General features: G+C 70.7%; 16 protein-coding genes. 2 read left to right on the forward strand and 14 right to left on the reverse strand.

What is annotated here, in order from left to right:
• Positions 1-5: 5 nt before the first annotated feature.
• From aroB to DEJ01_RS07805, 9 genes are all read right to left on the reverse strand, one after another.
• Positions 6-1,103: a 3-dehydroquinate synthase gene (gene aroB, locus DEJ01_RS07765; protein WP_111092654.1), complete on the reverse strand. Its 1,098-nt coding sequence runs from the start codon at positions 1,101-1,103 to the stop codon at positions 6-8.
• Complete coding sequence (locus DEJ01_RS07770) at positions 1,100-1,681, reverse strand: shikimate kinase (protein WP_111039074.1); 582 nt, start codon at positions 1,679-1,681, stop codon at positions 1,100-1,102. The genes aroB and DEJ01_RS07770 overlap by 4 nt, the downstream gene beginning before the upstream one ends.
• Positions 1,678-2,898, reverse strand: coding sequence for a chorismate synthase (aroC, locus tag DEJ01_RS07775; protein ID WP_110858979.1), 1,221 nt, complete (start codon positions 2,896-2,898; stop codon positions 1,678-1,680). Before aroC ends, DEJ01_RS07770 begins: the two co-directional genes overlap by 4 nt.
• A 42-nt stretch (positions 2,899-2,940) precedes the next feature.
• Positions 2,941-4,503 (reverse strand): endolytic transglycosylase MltG, encoded by a 1,563-nt coding sequence (gene mltG, locus DEJ01_RS07780; RefSeq protein WP_181438386.1) that lies wholly within the window; start codon positions 4,501-4,503, stop codon positions 2,941-2,943.
• 93 nt (positions 4,504-4,596) lie between these two features.
• Positions 4,597-5,040: a Holliday junction resolvase RuvX gene (ruvX, locus tag DEJ01_RS07785; protein WP_171907752.1), complete on the reverse strand. Its 444-nt coding sequence runs from the start codon at positions 5,038-5,040 to the stop codon at positions 4,597-4,599.
• A gap of 8 nt (positions 5,041-5,048) precedes the next feature.
• On the reverse strand, positions 5,049-7,706 hold the full coding sequence (alaS, locus tag DEJ01_RS07790; protein ID WP_111092656.1) for an alanine--tRNA ligase: 2,658 nt from the start codon (positions 7,704-7,706) through the stop codon (positions 5,049-5,051).
• 59 nt (positions 7,707-7,765) lie between these two features.
• Positions 7,766-7,948 carry a hypothetical protein gene (locus DEJ01_RS07795; protein ID WP_027465751.1) on the reverse strand — a complete coding sequence of 61 codons (183 nt, stop codon included), beginning with the start codon at positions 7,946-7,948 and terminating at the stop codon, positions 7,766-7,768.
• Between the two features lie 422 nt (positions 7,949-8,370).
• Positions 8,371-9,000 (reverse strand): 30S ribosomal protein S4, encoded by a 630-nt coding sequence (gene rpsD, locus DEJ01_RS07800; protein WP_017887166.1) that lies wholly within the window; start codon positions 8,998-9,000, stop codon positions 8,371-8,373.
• A 234-nt stretch (positions 9,001-9,234) separates the two neighbouring features.
• On the reverse strand, positions 9,235-10,587 hold the full coding sequence (locus tag DEJ01_RS07805; protein WP_111092657.1) for a replication-associated recombination protein A: 1,353 nt from the start codon (positions 10,585-10,587) through the stop codon (positions 9,235-9,237).
• A gap of 132 nt (positions 10,588-10,719) precedes the next feature.
• Between DEJ01_RS07805 and DEJ01_RS07810 the strand changes: the two genes are divergently transcribed.
• The gene (locus DEJ01_RS07810) at positions 10,720-11,532 is read left to right on the forward strand and encodes a peptidylprolyl isomerase (protein ID WP_146247575.1); all 813 of its coding nucleotides are present in this window, start codon (positions 10,720-10,722) and stop codon (positions 11,530-11,532) included.
• 113 nt (positions 11,533-11,645) lie between these two features.
• The gene (locus tag DEJ01_RS07815) at positions 11,646-12,878 is read left to right on the forward strand and encodes a DUF349 domain-containing protein (protein WP_173034022.1); all 1,233 of its coding nucleotides are present in this window, start codon (positions 11,646-11,648) and stop codon (positions 12,876-12,878) included.
• Between the two features lie 99 nt (positions 12,879-12,977).
• On the opposite strand, the gene DEJ01_RS07820 is transcribed toward DEJ01_RS07815, so the two are convergent.
• The 5 genes from DEJ01_RS07820 to DEJ01_RS07840 are packed head-to-tail and all read right to left on the reverse strand — an operon-like array spanning position 12,978 to position 16,243.
• Positions 12,978-13,940 carry a bifunctional riboflavin kinase/FAD synthetase gene (locus tag DEJ01_RS07820; RefSeq protein WP_071414720.1) on the reverse strand — a complete coding sequence of 321 codons (963 nt, stop codon included), beginning with the start codon at positions 13,938-13,940 and terminating at the stop codon, positions 12,978-12,980.
• 8 nt (positions 13,941-13,948) lie between these two features.
• Complete coding sequence (locus tag DEJ01_RS07825; RefSeq protein ID WP_071403708.1) at positions 13,949-14,404, reverse strand: hypothetical protein; 456 nt, start codon at positions 14,402-14,404, stop codon at positions 13,949-13,951.
• Positions 14,405-14,449: 45 nt separating this feature from the next.
• Complete coding sequence (locus DEJ01_RS07830) at positions 14,450-14,815, reverse strand: hypothetical protein (RefSeq protein ID WP_071403707.1); 366 nt, start codon at positions 14,813-14,815, stop codon at positions 14,450-14,452.
• Positions 14,812-15,774, reverse strand: coding sequence for a tRNA pseudouridine(55) synthase TruB (gene truB, locus DEJ01_RS07835; RefSeq protein ID WP_111092658.1), 963 nt, complete (start codon positions 15,772-15,774; stop codon positions 14,812-14,814). Before truB ends, DEJ01_RS07830 begins: the two co-directional genes overlap by 4 nt.
• Before the next feature lie 22 nt (positions 15,775-15,796).
• Positions 15,797-16,243 (reverse strand): hypothetical protein, encoded by a 447-nt coding sequence (locus DEJ01_RS07840; RefSeq protein ID WP_111046422.1) that lies wholly within the window; start codon positions 16,241-16,243, stop codon positions 15,797-15,799.

Here is a 16,243-nt window from a genome sequence, read left to right on the forward strand (position 1 = left end):
CGTGGCTAGACGCCGACCTCCTGGTAGGCGGTGAAGAGCAGGTGGTCCTCGGGGCCCTCGAGCACGACGGGCTTGCCGACGCCGTCCAGGATGATGAACCGCAGCATGCCGGCACGGGCCTTCTTGTCACGACGCATCGTGGCGAGCAGCCCCTGCCACCGACCGACACCGTACGAGGTCGGCAGGTCGAGCGACTCGAGGATCGCCCGGTGCCGGTCGACCGTAGCGTCGTCCAGGTGCCCGGTGAGTCGGGCGAGTTCGGCGGCGAACACCATGCCGACCGACACCGCTGCGCCGTGGCGCCACTGGTACCGCTCGGCGTGCTCGATCGCGTGCCCGAGGGTGTGCCCGTAGTTCAGGATCTCGCGTCGGCCCTGCTCCGTGAAGTCGTCCGAGACGACCTCGGCCTTGAGCGCGATGGCGAGCTCGACGACCCGGCGGAACTCCGGGGTCGTCGGGTCGGTGACCCGTTCGACGTCGGCCTCGACGATGTCCAGGATCTCGGGCACGGCGATGAACCCGGCCTTCACGATCTCGGCGAACCCGGTCAGGATCTCGTTGCGCGGCAGCGTGCGGGCGAGGTCGAGGTCCACGACGACGGCACGGGGAGCGTAGAAGGCGCCCACCAGGTTCTTGCCCTCGTTCGTGTTGATGCCCGTCTTGCCGCCGACACTGGCGTCCACCATGCCGAGCACGCTGGTCGGGACGGCCACGTACGGCACACCGCGCAGCCAGGTCGCGGCGACGAAGCCGGCCAGGTCTGTGACCGCACCGCCACCGAGGCCGATCACCGCGTCGGTGCGGGTGAAGTCGGCCTGCCCCATGATCTGCCAGCAGAACGCGGCGACCTCGACGCGCTTGGCGCCCTCGGCGTCGGGGACCTCGGCGATCAGGGCTTCGAGCCCGGCCTCGACCAGCAGCGCACGGAGCTCGTTCGCCCGGGCACCGAGCGTCGGCGAGTGCACGATGAGGACCTTGGCGACACGCGGGCCCAGGATCGCGGGCAGGGCACCGAGCAGGTCCGTGCCGACGGCCACCGTGTAGCCGTCGTCACCGCCGACCCGGATCTCGGTGGTCCCGGCGGGCAGGGTCGACTCGGTCACGGTGCTCCTTCGGTGCTGGTGGTGCTGCTGGTCGTGCTGCCGGGCGCGGCGGTGGTGCCGGCGTCGCTGCGCAGCCACGTGACGACCTCGTCGACCACGCGGGACATCGGCCGGCGCGACGTGTCGACCACGACGTGCGCGAGTTCGGCGTAGGTGGCCGCCCGCTCGTCCATGATCGTCTGCCAGGCGTCGATCCCGCCGTTCGCCAGCAGGGGCCGGTCGGACCCGGCGATCCGGTCGGCGACGGCCTCGGGCGACACGGTGAGCAGGACGATGCGCGCGCCGCTCAGGGCCTGCCGCGTGTCCGCGTGGGTGACGGCTCCCCCGCCCACGGCGATGACGCCGCCGGTGGCCAGCGCCGCCCGGACCGCCTGGGCCTCGAGCGCGCGGAACGCCGGCTCGCCGCGGTCGGCGAAGATCCCGGGGATCGGCCCGTGCTCGCGCACGATGACCCGGTCGGTGTCCGTGAACGGGACGCCGAGGGCCTTCGCCACCCGCTTGCCGACGCTCGACTTGCCGGCGCCCATCGGGCCGATCACGACCACGGGCGCGTCGGCGCGTCGGACGTCGGTGCTCACAGGTCGGTCGACGTCGCCGACGGCTCGGTCCGGCGCGTGCGCAGGGTCTCCGGGATCGCCGCGAGGTAGGCGTCGAGGTTGCGCTTCGTCTCGACGACGTTGTCGCCGCCGAACTTCTCGAGCACCGCGTCGGCGAGCACCAGGGCCACCATCGCTTCGGCGACGACACCGGCAGCGGGCACGGCGCAGACGTCCGAGCGCTGGTGGTGCGCCGAGGCGTCCTCACCGGAGACGACGTCCACCGTATGCAGGGCGTGCGGGATGGTCGCGATCGGCTTCATCCCGGCGCGGACGCGCAGCACGGTGCCCGTGGACATCCCGCCCTCGGTCCCACCGGCGCGGTCGCTCGTGCGGTAGATCTCGCCGTCCTCGCGGTACAGCTCGTCGTGCGCGGCGGAGCCCCGGCGGCCGGCGGTCGCGAAGCCGTCACCGACCTCGACCCCCTTGATGGCCTGGATCCCCATGATCGCCGCGGCGAGGCGGGCATCGAGCCGGCGGTCCCAGTGCACGTGCGAGCCGAGGCCCGGCGGGACGCCGTAGAACAGCACCTCGACGACGCCGCCCAGGGTGTCGCCGTCCTTCTTCGCGGCCTCGACCTCGGTGACCATGCGTGCGGAGGTCTCGGCGTCGAAGCAACGCAGCTGGTCCTCGTCGAGGCGGTCCACGTCGTCGGGCAGCGGCAGGTCCGTGCCGTCGGGGACCCGGACGGTCCCGACCTGCAGGGTGTGCGCCACCGAGCGGATGCCGAGTTCGGCCAGGAACGACTTGGCGACGGCACCGAGCGCCACGCGTGCAGCGGTCTCGCGGGCACTCGCCCGCTCCAGGATCGGGCGCGCCTCGTCGAAGCCGTACTTCTGCATGCCGACCAGGTCAGCGTGGCCCGGACGCGGTCGGGTGAGTGGCGCACTCCGCCCGCGGGACATCTCGGTGGACTCGATCGGCTCGGGGTTCATGACCTCGACCCACTTCGGCCACTCGGTGTTGCCGATGCGGATCGCGATGGGACTGCCGAGCGAGTAGCCGTGCCGGACACCGCCGGACACGTGCAGCTCGTCCTGCTCGAACTTCATCCGCGAGCCACGGCCGTAGCCGAGCTTGCGGCGCGCGAGATCGGCACGGATGGACTCGAACGACACCGGGACACCCGCGGGCAGGCCCTCGAGCATGGCGATCAGTTCGGGTCCGTGGGACTCACCAGCAGTCAACCAACGAAGCATGCCGCAATCCTCCCACAGCGATCGTCCGTGCGACGTCGTCGCCTACTGGTAGTCGGGGTGCGCCCGCAGCCACGCCTGGAACTGCTCGACCGCCACCAGGTGCTGGTCGTAGGTGTCCGAGAAGACGGTCTTGCCCGACTCCAGGTCGACCGTCACGAAGTACAGCCACTTGCCCGGGGCCTCGTTCGTCACGGCCTTGATCGCGATGTCCCCCGGGTTGGAGATCGGTGCGGGCGGGAGCCCCTCGTGCACGTAGGTGTTGTACTCGTTCGAGGCGTCCGCACGCTCGGCGTCCGTGGTCGTGACGGTGTGCGTGTTGCCCGTGCCGTACGCGACCGTGGCGTCGGACTGCAGCTTCATGCCCTGGTCGAGGCGGTTCTGGAACACCCGGGCGACCTTGGGGTAGTCGGCTGCGAGACCGGCTTCCTTCTGCACCAGCGACGCGAAGACGATGGTGCGCTCCTGGTCGGCCTCCTTGACGCCGGCGGCGGACAGGTGCTCCTTCATGGTGTCGACCATCGACTTGAAGTACTGCTCGGCGGTCCAGCCCGGGTTGATCGGGTAGGTCGCGGGGAAGAGCCAGCCCTCGAGCGTCGTGACGCCGGACGGCAGGTCGTAGGCCGACAGGTCCTTCGCGGCCGCGTCGACCTGCTTCTCGGTCAGGCCGGCCTTCGAGACCATCCCGGCCTTGATGTCGGCGAGTGCCGTGCCCTCCGGGATGATGATCGACGCCTGGACGCGGTTGTCCTTGTCCTGCAGGGCCGCCAGCGCCGACTTCGAGCTCATCTGCTTCTTCAGCGCGTACGAACCGGGCTGGAACTGCACGTCCGGCGATGCCAGCAGGAGCTTGTAGAACACCTTCGAGTCCTTGACGACGCCGCTGCGCTGCAGCGTCGCGGCGACGTTCTCGCCGATGTCGCCCTGCTTGATCGTGATGGTCACCTTCGAGGTGCCGTTGCCCGTGTAGTCGTCGGGCTCCTGCGCGCCGCTGATCGCCGCGATGAGCTGCTGGATCTTCGGCGCGGCGAACGTGTACGCCCCGACGCCGGCAGCGAGCACGACCGCGACGATGACGAGCCCCGCGACGAGCGGTCCGCGCCGGCGCTTCGGCCGTGGCTCGCGCGGCGGCCTGGAGGCGCGTCCTCCGCCGCCTCGTCCCCCGCGTCCGCCGCCTCCCGCGGCACCACCGCCGCCGGTCGCGTCACCGTCGTCCGTCCCGTCGGCGCCGGACCCGCCGGCCGCGGCGGTCACCGCGGGCTCGGTCGGCAGCTCGCCGGTCAGCAGTGCGGCGACCTCGGGGTGCAGGTCTTCGGGGCGGGTGGCGATCGGTGCGTCGGCGGGGGACGCCGGGCGTTCGTCGCGTGCGGCTGCCGGGGCCTCGGTGGTCCGTTCGGCGGCCGGCGGCTCCTCGGTCGCTGCGACGCGGGCTCGTTCGGCTTCGAGGGCGCGGGCTTCGCGTCGGGACATCGGAGGCGCCGGCGTTGGGGTCACCTGACCAGCGTCGTCGCGGTCATCGGTGCCTGTCGTGCGGTCGGAAGTCGCCTTCCGCCGCTCGGCGTCGTTGCCGGGCGCGATGATCGCGTTCCAGTCCAGATCGTCTGCCAACGTCCTCGGTCTCTCGGTCGGGAACTCCACCTGGGCACCGTCGTCCTCACAGCTGACGACGAGAGCACCCATGTGCGGTACCGGGCAGCCCTGTCAGGGAAGCGTGGTGCCCGGAGGGGCACCGGCACTGCGCTCGTGGTCGAGCGCGTGTTGCAGAATGATAACAGCGGCTGCTTGGTCGATCACGGCCCGGGACTTCTTCGTGTTCTTGCCGGCCTGGTGCAGCCCTCGCTGGGCGGTCACCGTCGACAGTCGTTCGTCGACCAGGCGCACCGGCCGACGCGCCGCGATCCGGGCCGCGAACACGCGGGCGTCCTCGGTCGAGGCCGTGTCCCCACCCGACATCGACAGCGGCAGTCCGACGACGACCTCGAGCACGTCGTACTCGTCCGCGAGCTCGAGGATGCGCCGGAGGTCCTTCGAGTCGTCGCGACGGACGGTCTCGACCGGCGTCGCCAGCAGGCCGTCGCGGTCGCACACGGCGACCCCGATCCGGGCGCGTCCGACGTCCACGCCGAGCCGCCGCCCGGACCGGATGCCCACGGTCAGCCCGCGAGCCGTGCGGTCACGGCACGCAGCGCCGCGGGGAGCGCTGCTGCATCGGTCCCGCCGCCCTGCGCCAAGTCCGGCTTGCCGCCGCCACCGCCACCGAGCACGCCGGCGGCCTCCTTCGCGAGGGGGCCCGCCTGCACGCCCGCAGCACGGGCGGCGTCGTTCGTCGCGACGATCACGATCGGCTTGCCGCCCACGACGGCACCGAGCACGACGACGACCGCGCCGTCACCGAGCTGGCCCCGGACGCCGGTGGCGAGCGAGCGCAGGTCGTCACCGGACTGCAGCCCGTCGACCGTCTCGGCGACCACGGTGGTGGCACCGACGGTGGTGGCGTTCCGGGCGATGGCGGGCACGCGCTGCTGCAGGTTCGCCGACTCGTACTCGGCGAGCTTCTTCTGGGCGGACCGGAGGTCCTCCATCAGGTTCTGCACGCGGGCCGGCAGGTCGGCACGGGGAGCCTTGAGCGCGCTGGAGAGCTGCGACACGATCGTGCGCTCGACGGCGAGGTCGCGGAACCCCTCGAGCCCGACCAGTGCCTCGACGCGGCGGTTCGTCGAACCGACGCTCGACTCCCCCACCAGGTTGACGAGCCCGATCTGCGCGCTCGAGGCGACGTGCGTGCCACCGCAGAGCTCGCGGGACCACGGGCCGCCGATGTCGACCATGCGGACCTCTGCGCCGTACTTCTCACCGAACAGGGCCTGCGCCCCGAGGGCCTTCGCCTCGTCGATGGGCAGGATGCGCGTGGAGACCTCGAGGTCGGTGCGGATCGCGGTGTTCACGACCTCCTCGATCTCGGAGCGCGTCTCGAGCGAGACCGGCTGCGACCACGAGAAGTCGAGGCGCATGTAGCCGGACTTGTTGTACGAACCGGCCTGCAGCGCCTCCGGCCCGAGGATGTCGCGGAGCGCCGCGTTCACCAGGTGCGTCGCGGAGTGTGCCTGGGTCGCGCCGCGGCGGTACTCCGCGTCGACGACGGTGCTCGCGGCGTCACCGACGCCGACCTCGCCGGAGCGGACCTGCACGGTGTGGCTCCACAGTCCGGAGACCGGTCGCTGGACGTCGAGGACCTCGAGGTCGAACCCGTTGCCGACGATCGAGCCCTGGTCGGCGTCCTGGCCACCCGACTCGGCGTACAGCGAGGTCTCGCCGAGGATGACCTCGGCGATGTCACCGGCGACCGCACGGTCGACGCTCACACCGCCGACGATGATGCCGAGCACGCGCGTCTCGGCCTCGAGCGCGTCGTAGCCGAGGAAGGTCGTCTCGCCCTTGGCCCGGAACGCGCTGTACACGCTCAGGTCGGCGATCGCGGTCTTCTTGCTCTTCGCGTCGGCCTTCGCCCGGGCACGCTGCTCGGACATCAGGGTCTCGAACGCCGTGCGGTCGACGTGGACCCCGGCTTCCTCGGCCATCTCCATCGTCAGGTCGATGGGGAACCCGAAGGTGTCGTGCAGCAGGAATGCCGTGTCGCCGCCGATCGACGGGGCGCCGTCCTGCTTCGCACGCTCGACGGCCACGTCGAGGATGGTCGTGCCCTGCGCCAGGGTGCGGAGGAAGGTCTCTTCTTCCGCGTAGGCGATGCGGGAGATCCGGTCGTAGTCGGACGCCACCTCCGGGTACGCGTCGCGCATGGCGTCGCGGGACGCCGGGAAGAGCTCGGGGAACGTGGGCGCCTCGACACCGAGCAGGCGCATCGCGCGGACGGTGCGACGGAGCAGACGACGGAGGATGTACCCACGGCCCTCGTTCGACGGGCTCACGCCGTCGGCGATGAGCATCAGCGAGGAACGGACGTGGTCGGCGATGACGCGCATACGCACGTCGTCCTCGTGCACGGCGCCGTAGCGTCGGCCGGAGATCTCGGCTGCGCGGTCGAGCACCGGGCGCACCTGGTCGATCTCGTACATGTTGTCGACGCCCTGCTTGATGAAGGCGACGCGCTCGAGCCCCATACCGGTGTCGATGTTCTTGTTCGGCAGCTCGCCGGTGATCTCGAAGTCGTACTTCGACCGCACGTCGGCGATCTGGTACTGCATGAAGACGAGGTTCCAGATCTCGACGTACCGGTCATCGTCCGTCGCCGGGCCGCCGTCGATGCCGTACTCGGGGCCACGGTCGAAGAAGATCTCCGAGCAGGGACCCGCCGGTCCGGGCTGTCCGGTCGACCAGTAGTTGGTGTCCTTGCCGAGGCGCTGGATCCGCTCGTCGGGCAGCGACGAGTGCTGCTTCCAGAAGCCGATCGCCTCGTCGTCCTCTTCGTAGACGGTGACCCAGAGGTCGTCGGGCGAGAAGCCGAGTCCGCCGTCGGTCTCCGGGTTGGTCAGGAACTCCCAGGCGAACTGGATCGCCTGCTCCTTGAAGTAGTCGCCGAACGAGAAGTTGCCGTTCATCTGGAAGAACGTGCCGTGGCGCGGGGTCTTGCCGACCTCTTCGATGTCGTTCGTGCGGATGCACTTCTGCACGCTCGTCGCCCGCGGGAACGGCGCCGGGATGAGACCGGTCAGGTACGGGATGAACGGCACCATGCCGGCGACCGTGAAGAGGAGCGACGGGTCGTCGGAGACGAGGGACGCGGACGGGACGACGGTGTGGCCGCGGTCACCGAAGTACTGGAGCCAACGGCGGCGGATCTCTGCGGTCTGCATGGTGCTTCCTGGGTTCAGGTCGTGGGTGGAGGAGGGTCGAGGCTGCTCGGTCGGAGCACTCAGACGTCGGTACGGAGCTCGGCCTCGCGCGACCGGTAGCCGTCCGCGACGGCACCCGTGAAGGCCTTCGTCTTGGCGTTCACCTCGGCGAAGAGCCGGGCACCACCGGAGGTCTGGGCGACCCGGTGTGCGACGGCGAACCCGATGACGATGCCGACGGCGACGAAGAACAGCTGCTTCACGGTGCCTCTCCCTCTGTGCACCCGGGCGGTGCATGCCCGGACAAGCTTAGTCGCCGGGCACTTCCGCGCGTCCCCGTCCGCAAGACGCCGTCGTGTCGGCAGGACGCCGCCGAAACCAGAGGCGTCTCGCGCACCCGGCGGCGCGTCGATGAGACGACGGCGTGTTGCGGACCGACCAGGGGCCGGGCTGGAGGCCGTGCGCACGGCGCACCCCGCGCCTCCCGTCCGCCCCTGCTCACGTCCACTGCCCCACACAAGACGCCGTCGTGTCGGCAGGACGCCGCCGAAACCGGAGGCGTCTCGCGCACCCGGAGGCGCGTCGCCGAGACGACGGCGTGTTGCGAAGCGGAGGGCGGTGCCGGAACGCCGAACGGCGGGTCGCCCTCGAGAGGACGACCCGCCGTTCGGGTGTGATCAGTGGATCAGCGAGCTGCGTAGTACTCGACGACGAGCTGCACTTCACAGGTCACGGGGACCTCGGCGCGCTTCGGGCGACGCACGAGGCGGGCCTGGAGCTTCTCGATCTCGACCTCGAGGTAGCCCGGGACCTTCGGGAGGACTTCCTGGTGGCCACCGGCAGCGGCGACCTGGAAGGGCTCCATCGACTCGGACTTCGCCTTGACGTGGATCAGCTGGCCCTCCTTGACGCGGAAGGAGGGGCGGTCGACGAGCTTGCCGTCGACCAGGATGTGGCGGTGCACGATCAGCTGGCGGGCCTGCGCGGTGGTGCGGGCGAAGCCGGCACGGACCACGAGGGCGTCGAGGCGCTGCTCGAGGAGCTCGACCAGGTTCTCACCGGTCAGGCCCTTCGTCTTGCGGGCCTCTTCGAAGACGATGCGGAGCTGCTTCTCGCGGATGCCGTACTGGGCGCGCAGACGCTGCTTCTCACGGAGGCGGACGGCGTAGTCGCTGTCCGCACGACGGCGCGTACGGCCGTGCTCACCGGGCCCGTAGGGGCGCTTCTCGAGGTAACGGGCGGCCTTCGGCGTCAGCGGGATGCCGAGTGCGCGCGACAGGCGGGTCTTGCTGCGGGTACGTGACTTGGTAGACACAGGGTCCTTTTCTCTGTTCGAACTGAATACTCACCGGAGGCCGGGCACGCGAGTGCCGGTGGCCCCGACGACGGGATCCAGAGGGATGAGCCTGTGGGATCGGACGGCTACAGTCCGAACCTCTGCCCCCGTACCACCGGAGTGGCACTCTGTCCTCGACGCAGCCGTGCTCGAGAACCAGGACGTAGGCCCGGCAATGCTAGCAGCATCGGGGCGAGCGCAGAAGCACCGACACTAGTGGCCGCGTGTGATCTTCCGGAGTCGTTCGAGCCGCGGCCCGACCTCGCGCTCGTAGCCGTTGGCCGTCGGCGTGTAGTACTCGGTGCCCTCGAGTGCGTCCGGCAGGTACTGCTGCTCGGCGACCCCGTGCTCGGCGTCGTGGGAGTAGACGTACCCCTTGCCGTGCCCGAGGCGCTTCGCCCCGGCGTAGTGCGCGTCGCGCAGGTGCATCGGGACCGTGCCCATGCGCCCCGCCTTGACGTCGGCCATCGCCTGGTTGATGCCGTTGTAGGCGGCGTTCGACTTCGGCGCCGTCGCCAGGTACACGACGGCCTCGGCCAGCGGGATCCGCCCCTCGGGCATCCCGATGAGCTGCACGGCCTGGGCCGCGGCGACCGCGATTGGCAGCGCCTGCGGGTCGGCCATGCCGATGTCCTCGGACGCGGAGATGATGATCCGGCGCGCGATGAACCGGGAGTCCTCGCCGGCCTCGATCATCCGGGCGAGGTAGTGCAGGGCGGCGTCGACGTCGCTCCCCCGCACCGACTTGATGAACGCGCTGATGACGTCGTAGTGCTCGTCGCCCTGTCGGTCGTAGCGCAGCAGGGCCCGGTCGACCGCGGCCGCGACGGTGTCGGCGTCGACGACGGGCACGGTGTCGTCGTCCTCGTCCTGCGCGGCGGTGGCCGACGCCGCCGCGGCCTCGAGCGCGGTCAGGGCACGTCGGGCGTCGCCGGACGCGAGCCGGATGATCGCGCCACGGGCTTCGTCACCGAGGACGACGGCACCGCCGAGGCCGCGGGGGTCCTCCACGGCACGGTCGACGAGCATGCCGAGGTCGGGATCGGTGAGCGGTTTGAGCGTCAGGAGCAGCGAGCGGGACAGCAGGGGCGAGATGACCGAGAACGACGGGTTCTCGGTGGTGGCGGCGATCAGGATGACCCACCCGTTCTCGACGCCGGGCAGCAGGGCGTCCTGCTGGGCCTTGCTGAACCGGTGGATCTCGTCGAGGAACAGCACCGTGGTCGACCCGTACAGGTCGCGGTGGGTCAGCGCCTTCTCCATGACCTCGCGCACGTCCTTCACGCCGGCGGTCACGGCGGAGAGCTCGACGAACTCGCGACCGGACTGCCGTGCGATGGCCTGCGCCAGCGTGGTCTTGCCGGTACCGGGTGGGCCCCACAGGATCACGGAGACCCCGCCGGGGTTCTCACGCGTGCCGGTGGCGAGCTGCACCAGGGGCGAACCCCGGCCGAGCAGGTGCTGCTGACCGGCGACCTCGTCGAGGCTGGTGGGGCGCATCCGGACGGCGAGCGGGACGGAACCCTGCGCGAGACCGGCCCGACCCCCCGTGGTGGGCGCGTGCATTCCCGAACGATCCGCTGCCATCCTGCAATCGTAGGCCGGTCCACCGACGCAGGCCGCGCCTCCCGCCAGGTGGTGGTGGTGACCGTTCGGCTACGCTCGTTGCACACTGCGACGAGAGGGCAGACCAGCACCGTGGCACCGAAGAACCCAGCGCGTGACAACCGTGAGGCGCGCGAGCGCCTCCGCCTCTACCAGGCCCGCCAGGGCCTCCACGAGCGGCAGCGACGCCGCCGCGTGCGGGACAACCTGATCGGTGCCGGTGCCCTCGTCCTCGTCGCGGCCCTCGCCACCGGGTCGCAGCTCGCCTTCGCCGGATCGCGGGGGTCGGACGCCCCGGCCCCGAGCGCCTCTGCGTCGTCGACGGCCACGCCGTCGGCCAGCGCCACGGCCGGCAACACCGGCAACGTGCCGAGCAAGTCGATCGCGAAGGGTGCGACCTGGACCGGCAGCCTCACGCTCAACAAGAGCATCGACCTCGGCATCGAGCTGAACGGTGCGAAGGCACCGCAGGCCGCGAGCGTCGAGATCTCGTTGATCCGTCAGCAGTTCTACAACGGCACCACCTGCCACCGGCTCGCCGACAGCGACGGGCTGAAGTTCCTGCAGTGCGGCTCCGCGAACGGCGACGGCACCGGCGACGCCGGCTTCGAGTACGGCCCGCTCGAGAACGTGCCGGAGGACGGCGTCTACGAGAAGGGCACCATCGCGATCGCGCGGTCGGACTCCCCGTACTCGCAGTCGACGCAGTTCTTCATCGTCTACGGGGACACCACGCTCGACGGCTCCACGGGCGGCTACACGGTCGTCGGCAAGGTCACGAGCGGGCTGTCCGAGCTCGAGTCGGAGATCGCCTCGAAGGGCATCGCGTCCCCCGGCCGCGACGGCACCGGTGAGCCGAAGGTGGCGACGAAGATCACCGACGCGACCATCGCGGAGCAGAAGTAGTCCACAACCCGTCGCACCGGTCGGGCGGCGGAGCCCGTCCGTGCAATAGGCTGACGACCTGACCGTGCCGACGGTGACGTCGGCGATGCACGACCACGATCGAGGCGAGACCTGTGGGATCTGACGAAGCAACGACCTGGGGGCGGGTCGACGAGAACGGGACCGTGTACGTCCGGTACGAAGAGACCGAACGTGCTGTCGGTGAGTACCCGGACGCCACCCCCGAAGAAGCCCTCGCCTACTTCGCGCGGAAGTACGCCGACCTCGAGGGGCAGGTGAAGATCGCCGAGCAGCGCGTCCAGCGCGGTGCGTCGGCGAACGACGTCGCCCGGACGGTCGAGCACCTGACCGCCTTGGTCGCCGACGCCCGCGTGGTGGGTGACATCAAGTCGCTCGAGACCCGCGTGGGCGCGCTCACCGAGCAGCTCGGCTCGCTCACCAAGGAGCAGGCGGAACAGGCGCAGCAGGCCCTGCAGGACGCCCTGGCGCACCGCACCGCCCTGGTCGAGGAAGCCGAGGCACTCGCCGCGGTGGACCCCGCACGCGCGCAGTGGAAGCAGATCACGGCGCAGCTCGACGACGTGTTCGCGCGCTGGCAGCAGCACCAGCACGACGGGCCGCGGATCCCCAAGAACGAGGCCAACGACCTCTGGAAGCGGTTCCGCGCAGCGCGGTCCACCGTCGACCAGCACCGTCGTGCGTTCTACTCCGAGCTGGACGCACAGCACCGTGACGCCCGGACTCGCAAGCAGGAGCTCGTGGCGCAGGCCGAGGCCCTCGCGCCCCGCGGTTCCGACGCGATCCCGGACTACCGCCAGCTGCTCGACGACTGGAAGAACGCCGGACGTGCCGGCAAGCGCCACGACGACGCGCTCTGGGCACGCTTCAAGGCCGCCGGAGACGTGCTGTTCGAGCAGCGCCACGCCGAGAGCGCGGCCGAGAACGAAGAGTTCTCCGCCAACCTCGAGGCGAAGCAGGCCCTGCTGACCGAGGCCGAGCCGCTCCTGCAGGCGACCGACCGGGTCGCCGCGCGCAAGACCCTCACCGGCATCCAGCGCCGCTGGGACGAGATCGGCAAGGTCCCCCGCGGCGACGTCCGTCGGGTCGAGGACCGCCTGCGTGCCATCGAGGACCACGTCCGTGGGCTCGAGGACGCGCACTGGAAGGAATCGAACCCGGAGCGCAAGGCCCGTCAGAACGGCCTCGCGAGCCAGCTGGAAGACGCGATCGGCAAGCTCCAGTCCGAGCTCGCCGCGGCGCAGGCCACCGGTGACGCGCGGAAGATCAAGGACGCGCAGGAAGCCCTCGACGCCCGCAAGATCTGGCTCGACGCGCTGGGCGGCTGAGCTTCCGCCCCGACGAACGACGCCCCCGTGACCGATCGGTAACGGGGGCGTCGTCGTACGGGGGCGTCGTCGTACGGGGGAACAAGTGTGCTCAGCAGGTCAGACCGGCGCGGGCAATCCGAGCAGCAGTCGGATGTCGAGGTCGTCCTGCCGCATCTGCGCGGCGAGCTCGTCCATCGACGAGAACTTCACCATGCCGCGCACGTACGACACGAACAGCACCGAGATCCGATCGCCGTACAGGTCGATGTCGACGTCGAGCAGGTGCGCCTCGATCTGCTTCGCGGGCACACCCTCGAACGTCGGATTGTTGCCGACCGACACCGCCGCCGGGTAGACGGTGCCGTCGTGCAGCACCCGGGCGGCGTAGACACCGTCGGCGGGGACGAAGCCCTCGCACGCCGGGTCGAGGTTCGCGGTGGGGTACCCCATTGCCCGGCCGCGCTGGTTGCCGTGCACCACGACGCTCCGCACGGCGTGTTCCCGCCCGAGAAGTCGAGCGGCCTCGGCCACGCGGCCCTGGCCCAGGAGCTCCCGGATCCAGGTGGAGGACACGCGGCGCTCACCGTCGGGTCGGACGTCGTCGATGAGGTCCACGTCGTCGATGAGCTCGACGGTGAAGCCGTGCTGCTCCCCCAGGGTCCGGAGCAGCGCGACGTCACCGGCGCCCTTCGCACCGAAGCGGAAGTCGCTGCCGACGAAGACGAGCCGGGCGTGCAGGGTGTCGACGAGGATCTCGGACACGAACGCCTCGGGCGACTTCGACTGCAGTTCCTGGTCGAAGCGGAGCAGCAGGGTGGCGTCGACCCCGGCCTCCTCGAGCAGTTCGCGGCGCTGCGCGGTGCTGGTCAGTGCCGGAGGGACGTGCGGCGGGTCGATGACGTTGAGCGGGTGGCGGTCGAACGTGACCACGGTGGCCACGAGGTCGTGCTCGCGGGCGGCACGCTCGAGGTGTGCGATGACGGCTCGGTGCCCGACGTGCACGCCGTCGAACTTCCCGATGGTGACGGCGCTCGGGCCGAACCCGTCCGCCACGTCGGCGGTGTCCTCGTAGAACTGCACGGCGGCTCCTACTCGCTCGCCGGGGCGGTGGACGAGGACGCAGCCGGTGCCGACGGCTCGGTGACCGCGGTGCGGTGGTGCTTGCGGAGCCACCAGAGCCCGGCGATCGGCAGCACGAGCGGCGCGAAGGCGTAGCCCAAGCCGTAGTACGACCAGATGGTGTCGTCGGGGAACAGCTGGCGGTCGAACAGCGACAGGGTGCCGATGACGAGCACGCCGGTCATCTCGAACACGATCGTGACGCAGGCGACCCGGTACCAGAACCGGCCGGGCACGATGAGGGCGATCATCGCGACGATGTAGACGACGGCAGCGATGGCACTGAGCGTGTAGGCGAACGGTGCGAACGAGAACTTCTCGATGATCTGCACGACGCTGCGTCCGGTCGCCGCCAGCGCGAGGATGCCGTACACGGCGATGAGGACGCGGCCGATGCCGGTCGCGAGTGAGGATCTGGTCGCCATTGCACCGATTCTACCGACGCGCGGCTGCGCGCATGACCTCCGGCGTCAGTTCAGCGCGAACCAGATCTGGTACATCCGGTAGACCATCACCGCGACGGTGAAGGCCCCGGCGCCGAGCACCACGGTGCTCCACTTCGTGCGGTCGATCAGCGCCCACACGACCGCGGCCGGCGGGACGAGCAGGACAGAAACGGCGTACACCCCGAACTCGAGCGCGTTGCCGTCGGGCGGACTGCCCGTCGCCGGCAGCACGATCGAGATGACGCCCTGCGCAAGGAGCAGCAACTCGATGAGCACGAGCGCGCCGACCGTGTAGTCGTTCGGCTTCCAGCCGATGAACCCCACGACGACCGCGAAGAGCCCCACCACGACGGCGAGCACCAGCTGCACCCACATGTACCACTCGATCACGCGCGGGCTCCGGTCTGCGAGGAGGACGACGCACCGGGCGTCGGGAAGTTCGTGATGACCCGGAGCAGTCCGCGGCGGACGGAGACGAGGCCGACCAGCCGGTCGTCGGACGCCGTGACCGCTGCCACCGGCCCGTCCGAGTCGGGGTGCTCGGCCGCGACGCGCTTGCCGTCGGTGAGGTCCTTCGCCGAGGCTGCGTCGAGCGTCACCGACGAGAAGAGTCGCCGGGCGATGTCCGCCGGACGTGCGAGCGCGGCGCGGACGTCGACGGCGTCGTCCTCGAGGTCGATGGCGTCCTGCACGTCGAACGGTCCGACGCGTGTCCGACGGAGGGCGACGAGGTGCGCCCCGGTGCCGAGGGCAGCGCCGACGTCACGGGCGAGCGCGCGGACGTAGGTGCCCGACGAGCAGGTCACGACGACGTCGAGGTCCACCACGGCGACGTCGGTGCCGTCGACGGCGACGGTCCGCTCGTTCCGCGTCGTGACGTCGAACTGCGAGACGGTCACCGTGCGGGACTTGAGCTCCACCGCCTCGCCCTTGCGCGCCAGGTCGTAGGCGCGGCGCCCGTCGACCTTGATCGCGCTGACCGTGGACGGGACCTGGTCGATGACGCCCCGCTGTGCTGCGACGGCGGTCTCGACGGCGTCGTCCGAGACGTCGGCAGTTCCCACACCGACAGCAGCGGTCGGCGTGCCGTCGGCGTCGTCGGAGTCCGTGGAGACACCGAGCCGGATGGTCGCCGTGTAGGTCTTGTCGAGGCCCACCAGGTGCGTCAGCAACCGGGTGGACGGCCCGATGCCGAGCAGCAGCAGCCCGGTGGCCATGGGGTCGAGGGTGCCGGCGTGGCCGACCTTCTTCAGGCCGAGGCGCCGTCGGGCGATGGAGACCACCCGGTGGCTGGAGATCCCCTGCGGTTTGTCGACGAGGAGGATGCCGTCCGGCGCGGTTTCGAGCACCAGCCGAGATTACCAGCGCCGGTCAGCAGGCGTCGTTCCACTCGCGGCGGGGGTGCTCGGGATCGGTGACGTCGAGCACGGCGGAGGCCGCGATCTTCACGTCGGCGCGGCGCTCGAGCCGGCCGGACTCCTGCTCGACCCACAGCGACCAGCGCCACAGGGTACGGACCCCGTGAGCCAGGATGCCCCGTCCGTGCACGATCAGGACACCGTCACCGGCTCCGGTCGTGCGGAAGGGCGTCACCAGGTCGGACCGCAGCGTGTCCTGGTCGGCGGACGGCGCGGCGGCCGCCATCGCGGAGACCCCGTGCTGCTCGAAACCGGTGACGAGCGCGGCCGCGACCCGCTCGAGGTCGGTGCCGTCCTGCCCGTCGACGCCGATGACCGTGCGGTTCGTGCCGACCTGCGCGATCGCCTCTGCGGCGATCGCAGCCATCGTGTCGGTCTCTTCGGGTGCCCAGCGTGCCAT

It is taken from the genome of Curtobacterium sp. MCLR17_040 (genome assembly GCF_003234735.1).
Lineage (GTDB): Bacteria > Actinomycetota > Actinomycetes > Actinomycetales > Microbacteriaceae > Curtobacterium > Curtobacterium flaccumfaciens.

What these genes read in the sequence shown, in the direction of transcription:
- aroC (WP_110858979.1), bottom strand. Translation starts at nt 2,898, where the DNA reads ATGCTTCGTTGGTTGACTGCTGGTGAGTCCCACGGACCCGAACTGATC.
- alaS (WP_111092656.1), bottom strand. Translation starts at nt 7,706, where the DNA reads ATGCAGACCGCAGAGATCCGCCGCCGTTGGCTCCAGTACTTCGGTGAC.
- DEJ01_RS07805 (WP_111092657.1), bottom strand. Translation starts at nt 10,587, where the DNA reads ATGCACGCGCCCACCACGGGGGGTCGGGCCGGTCTCGCGCAGGGTTCC.
- DEJ01_RS07825 (WP_071403708.1), bottom strand. Translation starts at nt 14,404, where the DNA reads ATGGCGACCAGATCCTCACTCGCGACCGGCATCGGCCGCGTCCTCATC.
- DEJ01_RS07840 (WP_111046422.1), bottom strand. Translation starts at nt 16,243, where the DNA reads ATGGCACGCTGGGCACCCGAAGAGACCGACACGATGGCTGCGATCGCC.